Source organism: Bradyrhizobium sp. 18BD (assembly GCF_054185225.1).
The window spans coordinates 120,761-134,307 of sequence record NZ_JAVAYL010000004.1; the positions used below are offsets into that span (position 1 = coordinate 120,761).

Genomic DNA, 13,547 nt, shown 5'->3' on the forward strand with positions numbered 1-13,547 from the left:
CTATCGGAGCAATCGAGCGACATGGATTCCGTGAACGCGATCAGCCGCGAAGCCCCGGACGCAAGGATGCTGGAATCGAGCATTGCGTCGGCGAGGGAAGGCGTCCTCGGCTTCCAGCAACCCGACGGCCATTGGGTGTTCGAGCTCGAGGCCGACTGTACGATTCCGGCCGAATACATCCTGCTGCGCCATTATCTCGCGGAGCCGGTCGACACCGTACTCGAGGCCAAGATCGGCAACTATCTGCGCCGCGTCCAGGGCGCCCATGGCGGCTGGCCGCTGGTGCATGACGGCGAGTTCGACATGAGCGCCAGCGTGAAGGCCTACTTCGCGCTCAAGATGATCGGCGATTCCGTCGACGCGCCGCACATGGTGCGCGCGCGCGAAGCGATCCATGCCCGCGGCGGCGCGATCAACAGCAACGTCTTCACCCGCTTCCTGCTCGCCACCTTCGGCGTCGTGACCTGGCGCGCGGTGCCGGTGCTGCCGATCGAGATCGTGCTGCTGCCGTTCTGGTCGCCGTTCCACCTAAACAAGATTTCGTACTGGGCGCGCACCACGATGGTGCCGCTGATGGTGATCGCCGCGCTGAAGCCGCGTGCGAGGAATCCGAAGGGCGTCGGCATCGACGAGCTGTTCCTGCAGGATCCGCGCTCGATCGGCATGACTGCGAAGGCGCCGCATCAGAGCATGGCCTGGTTCCTGCTGTTTCGTTCGCTCGATGCGATCCTGCGCGTGATCGAGCCGATGTTCCCGAAGAGCCTGCGCAAGCGTGCGATCGACGCTGCGCTCGCCTTCATCGAGGAGCGGCTCAACGGCGAGGACGGCATGGGCGCGATCTATCCGCCCATGGCCAACATCGTGATGATGTACGACGCGCTCGGCAAGGACGAGAACTTCCCGCCGCGTGCGATCACGCGCCGGGGCATCGACAAGCTGCTCGTGATCAACGACGACGAGGCCTATTGCCAGCCCTGCGTCTCGCCGGTGTGGGATACGACGCTGACCGCGCATGCGCTGCTCGAGGCCGGCGATGCGCAAGCCGTGCCGGCCGCCAAGCGTGGTCTCGACTGGCTGATCCCGAAGCAGGAGCTCGAGGTGAAGGGCGACTGGGCGGTGAAGCGGCCCGACGTGCGCCCGGGCGGCTGGGCGTTCCAGTACAACAATGCCCATTACCCCGACCTTGACGACACCGCCGTCGTGGTGATGTCGATGGACCGCATGCGCCGCGAGCATGGTGCGACCGGCTACGACGCCGCGATCGACCGCGGCCGGGAGTGGATCGAGGGCATGCAGAGCGACGACGGCGGCTGGGCCGCCTTCGACGTCAACAACCTCGAATATTACCTCAACAACATTCCGTTCTCGGACCATGGCGCGCTGCTCGATCCGCCGACCGAGGACGTCACCGCGCGCTGCATCTCGATGCTGGCGCAGCTCGGCGAGACCGAGAAGACCAGCAAGCACGTCGCCGATGGCGTCGCCTACCTCCGCAAGACCCAGCACCCCGAAGGGTCCTGGTATGGCCGCTGGGGCATGAACTTCATCTATGGAACCTGGTCGGTGCTCTGCGCCCTGAACATGGCCGGCGTGGACCACGAGGACCCCATGATGCGGAAGGCCGCCGACTGGCTGGCCTCGATCCAGAACGAGGACGGCGGCTGGGGCGAGGACGCCGTCAGCTACCGGCTGGACTACAAGGGCTGGGAGGCCGCTCCCTCGACCGCCTCACAGACGGCATGGGCCTTGCTTGCCCTGATGGCCGCAGGCGAGGTTGATCACCCGGCCGTCGCCCGCGGGGTGGAGTACCTGATTGCAACACAGAACAAAAAAGGACTGTGGGACGAGCAACGGTACACCGCCACAGGCTTTCCGCGTGTATTCTATCTGCGGTATCATGGTTACCCGAAGTTCTTTCCGTTGTGGGCGCTGGCGCGGTATCGGAACTTGCGGAACACCAACAGCAGGGTGGTAGGGGTCGGAATGTGACTTTGGGGACGGGGGACTATCTTACCGCGGGCAATGCCATTGATCCGCGGCCGATCTTGATCGTGACTGGACTGGTTCAGGAGGCCCGTATCGCGGCCGGGCCGGGCATGGCTGTTATCTGCTCATCCAGCAGCCCGACCCAGCTGCGGGCGCTGCTGACCGTGGTGGATCCCGAAACGATTCGCGGCGTGATCTCGTTCGGCGTGGCCGGCGGGCTCGACCCGACGCTGCGTTCCGGCGACGTCGTGCTGGCCACCGAGGTGCTCGCCGGCGACACCCGCTGGGCCGCTGATCTGTCGCTCGGCGACGACCTGATCGACCGTCTGACCTCGGGCCGCCGCCGCGTCGTGCGCAGCAGCCTCGCCGGCGCCGAGGAAGTGGTCACGGGCCGGTCCTGCAAGGCGGCGCTGCACTCCGAGACGGGAGCTGCCGCCGTCGATATGGAGAGCCATATCGCCGCCGCCTACGCCGCCGAGGCCGGGCTGCCCTTCGCTGCGGTCCGCGTCATCAGCGATCCCGCCCACCGCGCGCTGCCGGCGCTCGCCCGCGCCGCGATCAAGCCGAACGGCCAGATCGACCTCGCGGCCGTGCTGCGCGGCATCGTCCGCAATCCGGCGACGCTGCATGCACTGGTCTCGACCGGTATCGACTTCAACCGCGCGCTGCGCTCCTTGCGCGGCTGCCGCGACTATCTGATCGGCACCGAGCTCATCGAGAGCGAGGCGCTGGTCTCCAAGGCGGCCTGAACTTCTCGATCCGATAAAACAAAAGGCCCGGTCGCCATTGGCGTCCGGGCCTTTTGTGTTTTGGGACGGCCAAGGCCGCAGCGTCCCATGCTCACTCGGTCGCCTCCATGCGGTTTCGGTCCACGACCCATAGCGTCTGTCGCATCATGCCCTCGACAATTGCCGCCGACTCGCTTGGACGCAGATAGATCGCCGTGGACTTGAGCAGCCATGGCAACACCGCTTGCTCAAGCCGCTCCTCATAGGCGCGGCGCATCATGTCAAATGCCTGCAGGCCGGGTCCCGCCAGGATCACGTGGTGCGGACGCAGCACGGATATCGTTGCAGCGACCGCCTCGGCAAGCGCGCGACCTGCCTGCTGGAAGACGTGCTCGAGACGGGGGTCGCCGCCCCGCGCGCGCTCGCGCAGGAGGGCCATCTGCGCCTCGGAAGGCTGTTGCGCCGCCGCCGGCGGCAAGTCGAGAAAGGTGCGGGCGTCGCGGTAGAGCGCATAGTCGGCGAGATGGGCCTCGATGCAGCCGCGCTGGCCGCAGCGGCATTGCGGCCCGTTCGATCCCAATTTGATATGGCCAATCTCGCTGCCGGCGCCGGCGCCCCAGCGCGCTTCACCGTCGACAACGACTCCCATGCCGACGCCGTGGCCGACCATGATCGTGGCCGAGAGGCCCTGCGCCAGTGACGGCTCCGCGGCGGAGAGGGCGAGCGCAACCGCGACAGCGTCATTCGCCATCACGACTTCGGCGCCGAAGGCCTGGCGCACCGGCTTCACCAGATCGACATCGGTGACGGACAGCGCCGGACTCCACAGATGCCGGCCGGTGTCCGCGTTCACGATACCCTGCAGGGCAATCCCTATTCCCAACAGGCGATCGCGCGGTGTGGCCGTCGCCTCGAGCATCGCATCGATCTGCGCAATCACAAGATCGCACAACGCGCCCGCATCGAGAGCCCGCGTCGCGATTTCGAGCCGCGATTGTGCGAGGCCAGAGCCGCTGAAATCCGCGATCAGCGTTTCAATCAGATTCATGCGCAGCGAGACCGCGATGATGCGGCCGAACTCGGGGTTCAGGGTCAGCAGCACGGCCGGCCGGCCACGGCGGCGGCCGTTCAGCCCGTCCGCATCGTCTTCGTCCGTGTCCTCGGACCCTGAGCTTGCTGCTGTCTCGGTCTCGCACAGCAACTCTTCCGCGATCAGTCTCGACGTCAGGCCGGAAACGGCGGGGAAACTCAATCCCGTACTCCGGGCGAGCTCCACACGCGGCAACGGCCCCTGGCGTCGCAAGACTTCGACCAGGCGACCGCGGTTCGAGCCGCCGCGGGCGATGCTTGAAAGGCGTCTCGGCGGTTCAATTTGGTCAGCCATGTTGTCTCTTTAATTCAGTAAGTGAAGTTAATGTGCGCATGGATGGGTGGTGTGATCGGAAAAGCACAGCCAGAAGGCGTCGTCTGCAAGCCGTATTTACTATCATCATGCCTCATGTACTATTTCTGCTTGAAGGAAGAGCCAGTACATCCTGATTTCGATGTTTTTGCTCTGCGACATTTGTTCGCTGCGTAAATAAAATAAGACGCAAAAGCGTCGAGAGGCCCCCTCATCCGGGGTGACCATAGGGAGGTGAACATGAACGAATCGATGAAGAAATTGCTAGTGCCGCTGCTCGCAACCGCCGCGCTCGCAATGGCGACGGGGATGGCGCAGGCCCAGCAGAAGAAGACCATCGCGCTGGTCACCAATGTTGCGGCCGACTTCTGGACCATCGCCGGCCGCGGGCTCGAAAAGGCGCAGAAGGAGCACCCGGACTACAATATCGAATTGATCGTCACCAACGAGGGCACGGCGGCGGGCCAGCGGCGCGAGTTGGACGACCTGCTGGTGCGCGGCGTCGCCGGCATCTCCATCTCGGTCGACGATGCGCCGCACGCGACCGAACAGCTCAACAAGGTTGCGGCCAAGACCGTGTTGATCACGACGGACAGCGACGCGCCGCAGAGCAATCGTCTCGCCTATATCGGCACCGACAACGTCGCGGCCGGGAGGCAAGCAGGCGAGGAGATCAAGAAGGCACTGCCGAACGGCGGCAAGATCGCGCTGTTCGTCGGCACGATGGACGCGGACAATGCCCGCGAGCGGGTGCAGGGGATCAAGGACGCGATCGCCGGCACCAAGGTCGAGCTGGTCGACGTGTTCACCGACCAGGTGGACTTCGCCAAGGCCAAGGCGAACATGGAGAACGTGCTCGTCAAATATCCCGACATTGCGCTGTTGTCCGGCCTTTGGAGCTACGAAACACCGCTGATCTATGACGCGGTCAAGGCGGCGGGCAAGGCCGGCAAGGTGAAGATCGTCGGCTTCGACGAGGACCAGCGCACGCTGCGGGGCGTCTCCGACGGCACGATCGAGTCTACGGTGGTGCAGCAGCCGTACGAGTTCGGCTATCTCTCCGCCACCAACATCATCAAGACGCTGAACGGCGACAAGTCCTGGATCCCGGCGGGCGGCAAGCTGATCGTGCCGACCAAGGTGATCAGCAAGTCCAACGTCGCCGACTTCACCGCCAATCTGAAGGACCTCCTGAAGAAGTGACATTCAGCGCCCGGCGGCACGGCCGCCGGGCGTCATGCGGGAGGAATGAATGGCGGAAATCCTGTTCGAACTCGCCGGGATCAGCAAGTCCTATCCCGGCGTCATGGCCCTCGACGACGTCAGTCTGCGTGTCTACCGCGGCGAGGTGTTGGGCCTGATCGGCGAGAACGGCGCCGGCAAATCGACGCTGATGCGCGTGCTGGGTGGCGTGATCGCGCCGAGCGAGGGCGTGATCCGCATCGGTGGCGCCGACCACGCCCGCATGACGGTGAACGAGGCGACGCAGGCCGGCATCGCCTTCGTGCATCAGGAACTGAACCTGTTCGAAAATCTCGACGTCGCCGCGAACGTCTTCATCGGACGCGAGAGGCTCGTCGGCGGCCCGCTGAAGCTGGTGGACGACGCGGAGATGCGCGCCCGCGTGACGCCGCTGCTGGAGCGGCTGGGTGCCGACTTCACCCCGGACACGCTGGTCGACAATTTGTCGATCGCCGAGCGTCAGTTGGTGGAGATCGCCAAGGCGCTCTCGATCGACGCCCGCGTGATCATCATGGACGAGCCGACCTCCAGCCTGACGATTTCGGAGACTGAACGATTGCTGGAGGTGATTGCCGATCTGAAGGCGCACGGCATCTCGGTGATCTACATCTCTCACCGGCTCAGCGAGATCATGACCTGCGCCGACCGCGTCGTGGTGCTCCGCGACGGGCGCACGGTGGGAGAGCTGGCGCGGGACAAGCTCAGCCATGCCGCAATGATCCGGCTGATGATCGGGCGCGACCTGAAGGCGCTGCATACGCCGCCGAAGCGGCCGCCGCAGCCGGGCGGCTGCGACATCGTCGGCCTCGTGACATCGGCCTTTCCCGACCGGCAGATCGATCTTTCCGTGCGGCATGGCGAAATCCTCGGACTGGCAGGGCTGGTGGGCGCTGGTCGCACCTCCCTTGCCCGCGCGGCTTTCGGCATCGACCCGCCGCTGGGTGGCGAGATCAGGATCGACAACGCGCCGGTCGATGTCGCCTCGCCGCGGGATGCGATCAGGCAAGGCATCTATCTGATGCCGGAGGACCGCAAGAAATCCGGGCTCGTGCTGGAGCTGCCGATCCGGGAGAACGTGACGCTGGCCAGCCTGCTGAATTATGCGCGGATGTGGCTGGTCAGCGGCCCGGCCGAGCGCAAGGTCGCGAAAGAGCAGGTGAGGCGCCTCTCCATCAAGGTGCCGAGCATCGATATGGAGGCCGTGACGCTCTCCGGCGGCAACCAGCAAAAGGTCGTGCTGGGCAAGTGGCTTTCCATGCAGCCGCGCGTGATGTTCTTCGACGAGCCGACCCGCGGCGTCGATGTCGGTGCCAAGAGCGAGATCTACGCGCTGATGCGCGAGCTCGCCGACCAGGGCGTCGCGATCGTGATGATTTCTTCGGACATGGAGGAGGTCATCGGCGTCTCCGACCGGATCGCGGTGATGCACGAAGGGAGCGTCAGCGGCGTGCTGGAGCGTCCGCAGTTCAGCGAATACAACGTGTTGCAGCTTGCAATCGGCCAGGCGCAGGAAACCGTGGAAGCGGCTGCGCCATGAACAAGAAAGAACTCGGCCTGGGTCTGCTGCTCGTGGTGATTTCCGCCGTCACAGGCGCGATCAATCCGGCCTTCCTGTCGCTGGTGAACTTGCTGAACATGGCCAATCTGATCGGCCTGTTCGGTGTGTTTGCGCTCGGCGAGGGGCTCGTGATCATCACCGGCGGCATCGACCTCTCGCTCGGCTCGATGTTCGCGCTGCTCGGCGTCGTATTCATCGACCTTCTGACGACTTATCAGGTCCCCTGGCCGTTGGCGCTGCTGGCCGTATTGCTGGGCGGGCTGGCGCTGGGAGGAATTCAGGGTTTCCTCGTCACCCGGCTGAAGATGCAGCCCTTCATCGTGACGCTGTGCGGGTTGCTGATTTATCGCGGCGCCGCCCGCTACTACACGAGCGACTCGACGCGCGGCTTCGGCTACGGCGATGAGGCCGCGACGCTGAGCAGCATTGCCTCCGGCAACGTGGCGGGAATCCCGAACACCTTCATCTTTCTGATCATCCTTGCGCTCGTCCTCGGCGTGCTGCTGCACCGCTCGGTCTACGGGCGCTGGCTTTATGCCGTCGGCAAGAACGAGGAAGCGGCGCGCTTCTCGGGCATCAACACCAATATCGTGATCGCAACCGCCTACATCATCAGCGGTGGGCTCGCCGGAGTTTCAACGGTCCTGTTCGTGTTCTACACGAACTCGGTATCTCCGAGCTCCTTCGGCAATTTCTACGAGCTCTACGCGATCGCGGCCGCCGTCCTGGGCGGATGCAGCCTGCGCGGCGGCGAGGGGTCTATCCTCGGCATCGTGCTGGGGACTGCGCTGCTGCAGGTGCTGCAGAACCTCGTGAATATCCTGGGCATCCCCAATTCCCTGAACTTTGCCGTGATGGGGACGGTGATTCTGATCGGCGTGTTGGCGGATCATCAGTTGCAGGCCCGACGACGGCGCAAGATGGCGCTGGCCGGCCTCGCCCGCATGGCGCCGAGATCGACGGTTGAAGGACAGCAGGGCGCAGCACCGCGCGGCGTGGACGCGTTGCCGGCGAGAACGGGCGACCAGGCATGACGGATCCAGGCTCCAGTTGACGCACAGCAGCTTCGTGGGCGCGCGGCTGCGACGGTGTGCTGGGGAAGGAGCGCGTTCCAGGCTCGAGGGCTTGGGCAGGAACGCGAGGCAAGAATGACAAAGCCTGAGACGGCGGGAGGACGAAGAAAATGTTGCGCAGGTTTGTGAACATCGCAGGTGCGTGCGGTGCGGGGATTGTTTTGTCATCGCTGTTTGGCGGTGACGTACATGCGGCCGATTTCGCGACGAAAGCTGCGCCTGTTCCGTATGCGGAGACCGACGATTTCTGGACGAGACCGTATCTGTTTGGCGATCTCGGCAGGACGCAGCTGAAGGAGCGGGGCATCGAACTGGGCCTGACACTGGGTAACGAATCCGTCGGCAACGTCACGGGCGGAAGCAAGAACACTGCGGCGAACGCTGGTCAGTTGTGGTTCGGCGCGAAGTTCGACATGGGGAAGCTCGCGGGCATCCAAGGCGGCACCGTCGGCCTTACGCTGGTCGATCGCTTCGGCCGCAACCTGAATGATCAGGCGGGCATTCCCGCCTTGCAGCTGACCAACGAAGTGTTCGGCCGCGGCAATATTCTGCGCCTGACTCAGCTCTACTACTCGCAGAAGCTTTTTGATGATCGCCTTGAACTCAAGGGCGGCCGTCTTCCGGTCGGCTCCGACTTCTTCTTCGGTCTGTGCGAGTTCATCAACCTGACCTTCTGCGGCGGCCAGCCCGGCAACATCCAGGGTGGGTACATCTATAACTGGCCGGTCAGCCAATGGGCCGGTGTCGTCCACTACAAGTTCGCGCCCGAATTCACGATTTCGGTCGGCGTCTACGACGCCAACCCGAATTATCTGACGACAGACGATTCGACCGTCTACTTCCTGCCGGGCGTTCCTCACTCAAGTCCCGCCAGCGGCGTGCTGGTGCCGGTGGAGTTGGTCTGGGCACCGAAGGCACCGTTGAACGGGACCTGGCGATTGGGCGGCTGGTATGACAACGCATCGACCATCGATGGTGGCCTTCCTGGTATCATCTCCACCATTCCGGGCATCGGTGGCGTCCCCGATCAAAATCTCGGGGATCAACGCGGCCGCTACGGCGTCTACGAGTCCATCCTTCAGCGCTTGACTGTTGACGGTCCCGGCGCGCAGGGTTGGTATGTCTTCCTCAATACGACTGTTGCCGATCACCGGACGGCGTACCAGGACTACCAGATCGCCGGGGGCTTCCGGCATACCGGAACGTTCACCTGGCGTCCCCAGGACGAAGTCGGCTTCGCGGTGGGCACGACCCATGTGAATTCGGCGGCCCTCAGCCCCAATGCCGGCGGCAACGAAGTTCCGCTCGAAGTCTGGTACGGATGGCAGGCGACCGGCTGGCTGAACCTCAAGTTCGACGCGCAATATGTGATCAATCCCGGCGGGCGCGGCTATAACGCGGCGGGCGTGAAGACCGACAATGCCGTGGTTCTCGGCATGCGCACCGAGGTCCATTTCTGATGTGACGCGAAGCCGTCTGATGCGAAAGCCGCGCATCGCTCCGGTCTTCCCGTCTGGCGCTTGAGTTGAACAAAAGAAAAGGCCCGATCGCGGTGGCGACCGGGCCTTTTTTGTTTTGATGCCGTAGCCCGGATGGAGCGTAGCGCAATCCGGGGGCATGCAACGCGAAGACCGTCCCGGATTTCGCTTCGCTCCATCCGGGCTACAAGGTCGTCTGCTTACTCGACGGTCGAGGCCTCAATTACGGTGACAGTGCACTAAATTGACATCGAACGATTCCCCGGCCATGATGCGGCATGGCTCGTCTTGCTCGTGTCGTGATCCCCGGCCATCCCCACCATGTCACCCAGCGCGGCAACGGTCGCGCGCGCACGTTCTTCGAGGACGGCGACTATGCGCTGTATCGCGACCTGCTCGCGGCGAATTGCAAGGCCGCCGGCGTCGAGGTGTGGGCCTGGTGCCTGATGCCCAACCACGTGCACCTCATCCTGGTGCCGTCCGATTCCGATGGGTTGCGCCACGCGCTTGCGCGCGTTCACCGCAGCTATGCCGGGACCATCCAGGCGCGACGCAAGCGCACCGGACATTTCTGGCAGGGCCGGTTCGGCGCCGTCGTGATGGACGAACAGCATCTGGCGGCGGCGCTGCGCTATGTGTCGCTCAACCCGGTGCGGGCGCGCCTGGTGCAGCGGGCACAGGATTGGCGCTGGTCGAGCACACGCGCCCATTTGCGCGGCAAGGACGACGGCGTGACGGCGCTGGCGCCGATCCACGATCGCTTTCCGCAGTTTGCCGATTTGCTGGCGACCGAACCGGAAGCCGATCTGTTCGACGCACTGCGCTCCGCCGAAAGCATCGGCCGGCCGCTCGGAGACAACCGCTTTCTCGCCCGTATCGAACGCCAGACCGGGCGCGTCCTCAAGCCAGCCAAGCGCGGGCCGAAGCCGTTGGTGGAGGAGGAATGATCCTATTTAATGCACTGGACTGCATCCCTTAAGTGAGACCCGGTAATTACAGTGACAGTGCCAGACTGTCGCCTAAATTGCCGGCCCCGCAATCACGAAGTATCTGGTTCGGCATGATCTGAGGATCGCGAAGACCAAGACTTTGCGCGTCGCATATGGCGTTCAGCTCGTGTCGCCCCCGAAAGAGCCAGCATCGCATAGTGCCACTGTTTTGCCCGACGCGTCAAACGATATTCGTAAAATACGAAATTGCGCCGGTCTGAATCGCGGCCGACCGACGACACGGCTGGTTACGAAAACGAACCCGCACCGCAGATGCAGCCTTTCATGCTCGCTTGTCGCTGATCTGCTCGACGTGGCAATGGTCTAACCGGGTGGACCTCGCGCCGGCGAGCAACGGCGTTTCTACTGTGCATGGGGTTGTTTTTTCATTTTTTAGTGGGAGCGCGGGGAGGAGAAGGAACGAGTCCGCGCATCGCTGAGCAAAAGAAAAGGCCCGGTCGCCATCAGCGACCGGGCCTTTTCTGTTTTGGGTGTTCGTAGCCCGGATGGACCGAAGCGCAATCCGGGGCCTTACAGCGCGGAGAGACTGTCCCGGATTTCGCTTCGCTCCATCCGGGCTACAAGGTTGCGCGCTTTACGCGGCGGTCGAGGCCTTCCGTGCGGCCTTCGCCTGAGCGGCCTCGGCTTCGTCCTTGCGGATCTCGGACAGCTTCTTCTGGACCTGCTCCGAGAAGATGTACTGCGCCGGGCGCTGCTTCGACATGTCGATCTCCGGCGCCATCGGGCCCGAGGTCTTGATGCCGCGCAGCGACACCCACATCGCCTTCAGCGGGTTGTTGAGGGCTGCGGTCGCAGCCGTCGGCTCGTAGCCGCAATGGGCCATACAGTCGGCGCACTTCTCGTACTTGCCGGTGCCGTAGGTCTCCCAGTCGGTGGTGTCCATCAGCTCCTTGAAGGTCTTGGCGTAGCCTTCACCGAGCAAATAGCAGGGCTTCTGCCAGCCGAAGATGTTGCGCGCGGGCATGCCCCACGGCGTGCACTCGTATTCCTGGTTGCCGGCGAGGAAGTCCAGGAACAGGCCGGAATGCATGAAGTTCCACTTCTTGCCCTTGCCCATCGCAAAGACGTCGCGGAACAGCTTCTTGGTCTTGGTGCGGTTCAGGAAGTGCTCCTGGTCCGGCGCGCGCTCATAGGCGTAGCCCGGCGACATCGAGACGCCGACACCGAGCTCGACGGTGAGGTCGAGGAACTTCGCGATCTCCTCGGCCGGGTGGCCGTCGAAGATGGTGGCGTTGACGTTGACGGTGAAGCCGCGCGCCTTGGCCGCCTTGATCGCGGAGACGGCGCGGTCGAACACGCCCTTCTGCGACACGGCCTTGTCGTGATGGTCCTTCAGGCCGTCGAGATGGACGGAGAAGAACAGATACGGGGAGGGCTCGAACAGATCGAGCTTCTTCTCGAGCAGCAGCGCGTTGGTGCAGAGCGAGACGAATTTCTTGCGCTCCACAAGACCGCGCACGATCTCGCCGATCTCCTTGTGGATCAGCGGCTCGCCGCCGGGAATCGCAACCATCGGCGCGCCGCACTCGTCGGCTGCGTCCCAGCACTCCTGGGCGGTCATGCGGCGGTTGAGGATCGCATCCGGATAATCGATCTTGCCGCAGCCGACGCAGGCGAGGTTGCAGCGAAACAGCGGCTCCAGCATCAGCACGAGCGGATAGCGTTTGCGGCCAAGCAGTTTCTGCTTGAGCAAATAGCCGCCGATACGCATTTCCTTGAAGAAGGGGATAGCCATTACAAGTTTCTTTCTGGGCTTGGAATTCGGGTGGGTCAGCTCGCAGCCAATTGGGCCGGAAGCCTGAATTCGATGTTTTCCTCGCGACCCGGGAGCACCGAGACCTTGACCGGTCCGATTCTCCGCATCGCTTCAATCACGTCATCCACGAGCACCTCGGGCGCCGAGGCGCCGGCCGTGACGCCGACGGTCTTGGCATCTTTCAACCACTCCGGATTGAGCTCGCTGCCATCGGCAAGCAGATAACTCGCGACGCCGGCTTCAGTGCCGATTTCGCGGAGCCGGTTCGAATTCGAGCTATTGGCAGCGCCCACCACCAAGATCACGTCGACCAGCTTGCTCAAGTTCCTTACCGCAGATTGGCGGTTCTGTGTCGCATAGCAGATATCCCGGATATCCGGACCTTGAATATCTGTAAAGCGGGCCTGAAGGGCCGAAATGATGTCCCTGGTGTCATCCACCGAAAGGGTGGTCTGGGTGATGTAGGCCACTGGCGTATCTGCCGGCAGCGTCAGGGCGTTAACCTCTTCAACGCTTTGAACAAGCAGGACTGGGGCGGGAACCTGGCCCATGGTGCCCTCGACCTCGGGGTGGCCGGCATGGCCGATCAGGACCAAAGTGCGGCCCTTGGTGATGTAGCGCTTCCCCTGATTGTGAACTTTCGTGACCAGCGGGCATGTGGCATTGAGCACCGGAAGGTCCCGTGCGGCGGCCTCTTCCTCGACCCTGCGGGCGACGCCATGGGCGCTGAAAACGGTCACGGCCTTCGGCGGAACCTCGGACAGCTCCTCGACGAAGATGGCGCCTTTGTTCTTCAGGCTTTCGACCACGTATTTGTTGTGCACGATCTCATGGCGCACGTAGACGGGCGGGCCGTACTTCTCCAGCGCCCGCTCCACGATCTCGATCGCACGCACCACGCCCGCGCAAAAGCCGCGCGGTTGCGCTAGATAAACTTCCATAGGACGCCCATCACGCAAGTTGCACCAATCCGCTTCGTAAGTCCCCGGCGGCACTCCGGCACTGCCAATGAGGTGCAATAACCGCACCATTGGCCTCGCGTACGCGGTAACCGCCCACCCCAACTGGGCCCGGCTCATGGAGGCACAGCACTTTGTGTCAAAAAATCGGCAAAAAGGAAAGGTGCGATGAAACCGGGTTCCGTCTGGTTCAAATTCACGGTATTATAATACAGTAACTGCTCTGGGCAAAATGGCGACATTTGTGCCCAATGCATCGCCACTTTCCCGCCTCAACTCCCCGGCTATACCGACCGCCCCGCATGATTTGCGACGGTCTCCCGCCGTTTACCTCGAACCTTCTTGCGGCGAGAGC

Annotated in this window: 10 protein-coding genes; 7 read left to right on the top strand and 3 right to left on the bottom strand. The window is 63.5% G+C overall.

Annotated elements, in window-relative coordinates; all coding sequences use genetic code 11:
• Nucleotides 1-21: 21 nt before the first annotated feature.
• Both shc and RAD16_RS08975 read left to right on the top strand, forming a co-directional pair.
• On the top strand, nt 22-1,989 hold the full coding sequence (shc, locus tag RAD16_RS08970; protein WP_458157517.1) for a squalene--hopene cyclase: 1,968 nt from the start codon (nt 22-24) through the stop codon (nt 1,987-1,989).
• Complete coding sequence (locus RAD16_RS08975; RefSeq protein ID WP_458157519.1) at nt 1,986-2,735, top strand: phosphorylase; 750 nt, start codon at nt 1,986-1,988, stop codon at nt 2,733-2,735. Before shc ends, RAD16_RS08975 begins: the two co-directional genes overlap by 4 nt.
• A gap of 91 nt (nt 2,736-2,826) precedes the next feature.
• On the opposite strand, the gene RAD16_RS08980 is transcribed toward RAD16_RS08975, so the two are convergent.
• A complete protein-coding gene (locus RAD16_RS08980) occupies nt 2,827-4,098 on the bottom strand; it encodes an ROK family protein (protein WP_458157520.1) in 1,272 nt (423 codons plus the stop codon).
• Nucleotides 4,099-4,356: 258 nt separating this feature from the next.
• Between RAD16_RS08980 and RAD16_RS08985 the strand changes: the two genes are divergently transcribed.
• The 5 genes from RAD16_RS08985 to RAD16_RS09005 all read left to right on the top strand — a co-directional run bounded on the left by RAD16_RS08985 (nt 4,357) and on the right by RAD16_RS09005 (nt 10,414).
• A complete protein-coding gene (locus RAD16_RS08985) occupies nt 4,357-5,319 on the top strand; it encodes a sugar-binding protein (RefSeq protein WP_458157521.1) in 963 nt (320 codons plus the stop codon).
• A gap of 49 nt (nt 5,320-5,368) precedes the next feature.
• Nucleotides 5,369-6,895 carry a sugar ABC transporter ATP-binding protein gene (locus RAD16_RS08990; RefSeq protein ID WP_458157522.1) on the top strand — a complete coding sequence of 509 codons (1,527 nt, stop codon included), beginning with the start codon at nt 5,369-5,371 and terminating at the stop codon, nt 6,893-6,895.
• The gene (locus RAD16_RS08995; protein ID WP_458157523.1) at nt 6,892-7,950 is read left to right on the top strand and encodes an ABC transporter permease; all 1,059 of its coding nucleotides are present in this window, start codon (nt 6,892-6,894) and stop codon (nt 7,948-7,950) included. The genes RAD16_RS08990 and RAD16_RS08995 overlap by 4 nt, the downstream gene beginning before the upstream one ends.
• 149 nt (nt 7,951-8,099) lie before the next feature.
• Complete coding sequence (locus RAD16_RS09000; protein WP_458157524.1) at nt 8,100-9,449, top strand: carbohydrate porin; 1,350 nt, start codon at nt 8,100-8,102, stop codon at nt 9,447-9,449.
• Nucleotides 9,450-9,745: 296 nt separating this feature from the next.
• Nucleotides 9,746-10,414, top strand: coding sequence for a transposase (locus RAD16_RS09005; RefSeq protein WP_458157525.1), 669 nt, complete (start codon nt 9,746-9,748; stop codon nt 10,412-10,414).
• 637 nt (nt 10,415-11,051) lie between these two features.
• Here the strand turns inward: RAD16_RS09005 and hpnH are convergent.
• Together hpnH and ispH are read right to left on the bottom strand one after the other, a co-directional pair.
• Nucleotides 11,052-12,212: an adenosyl-hopene transferase HpnH gene (gene hpnH / locus RAD16_RS09010; RefSeq protein WP_326899598.1), complete on the bottom strand. Its 1,161-nt coding sequence runs from the start codon at nt 12,210-12,212 to the stop codon at nt 11,052-11,054.
• A gap of 35 nt (nt 12,213-12,247) precedes the next feature.
• The gene (gene ispH / locus RAD16_RS09015; RefSeq protein WP_458157526.1) at nt 12,248-13,174 is read right to left on the bottom strand and encodes a 4-hydroxy-3-methylbut-2-enyl diphosphate reductase; all 927 of its coding nucleotides are present in this window, start codon (nt 13,172-13,174) and stop codon (nt 12,248-12,250) included.
• Between the last annotated feature and the right edge of the window lie 373 nt (nt 13,175-13,547).

Excerpts from the sequence above, each read along its gene's own strand:
- shc (WP_458157517.1), top strand. The coding sequence starts at position 22 with ATGGATTCCGTGAACGCGATCAGCCGCGAAGCCCCGGACGCAAGGATG.
- RAD16_RS08980 (WP_458157520.1), bottom strand. The coding sequence starts at position 4,098 with ATGGCTGACCAAATTGAACCGCCGAGACGCCTTTCAAGCATCGCCCGC.
- RAD16_RS08985 (WP_458157521.1), top strand. The coding sequence starts at position 4,357 with ATGAACGAATCGATGAAGAAATTGCTAGTGCCGCTGCTCGCAACCGCC.
- RAD16_RS08990 (WP_458157522.1), top strand. The coding sequence starts at position 5,369 with ATGGCGGAAATCCTGTTCGAACTCGCCGGGATCAGCAAGTCCTATCCC.
- RAD16_RS08995 (WP_458157523.1), top strand. The coding sequence starts at position 6,892 with ATGAACAAGAAAGAACTCGGCCTGGGTCTGCTGCTCGTGGTGATTTCC.
- RAD16_RS09000 (WP_458157524.1), top strand. The coding sequence starts at position 8,100 with ATGTTGCGCAGGTTTGTGAACATCGCAGGTGCGTGCGGTGCGGGGATT.
- RAD16_RS09005 (WP_458157525.1), top strand. The coding sequence starts at position 9,746 with ATGGCTCGTCTTGCTCGTGTCGTGATCCCCGGCCATCCCCACCATGTC.
- hpnH (WP_326899598.1), bottom strand. The coding sequence starts at position 12,212 with ATGGCTATCCCCTTCTTCAAGGAAATGCGTATCGGCGGCTATTTGCTC.
- ispH (WP_458157526.1), bottom strand. The coding sequence starts at position 13,174 with ATGGAAGTTTATCTAGCGCAACCGCGCGGCTTTTGCGCGGGCGTGGTG.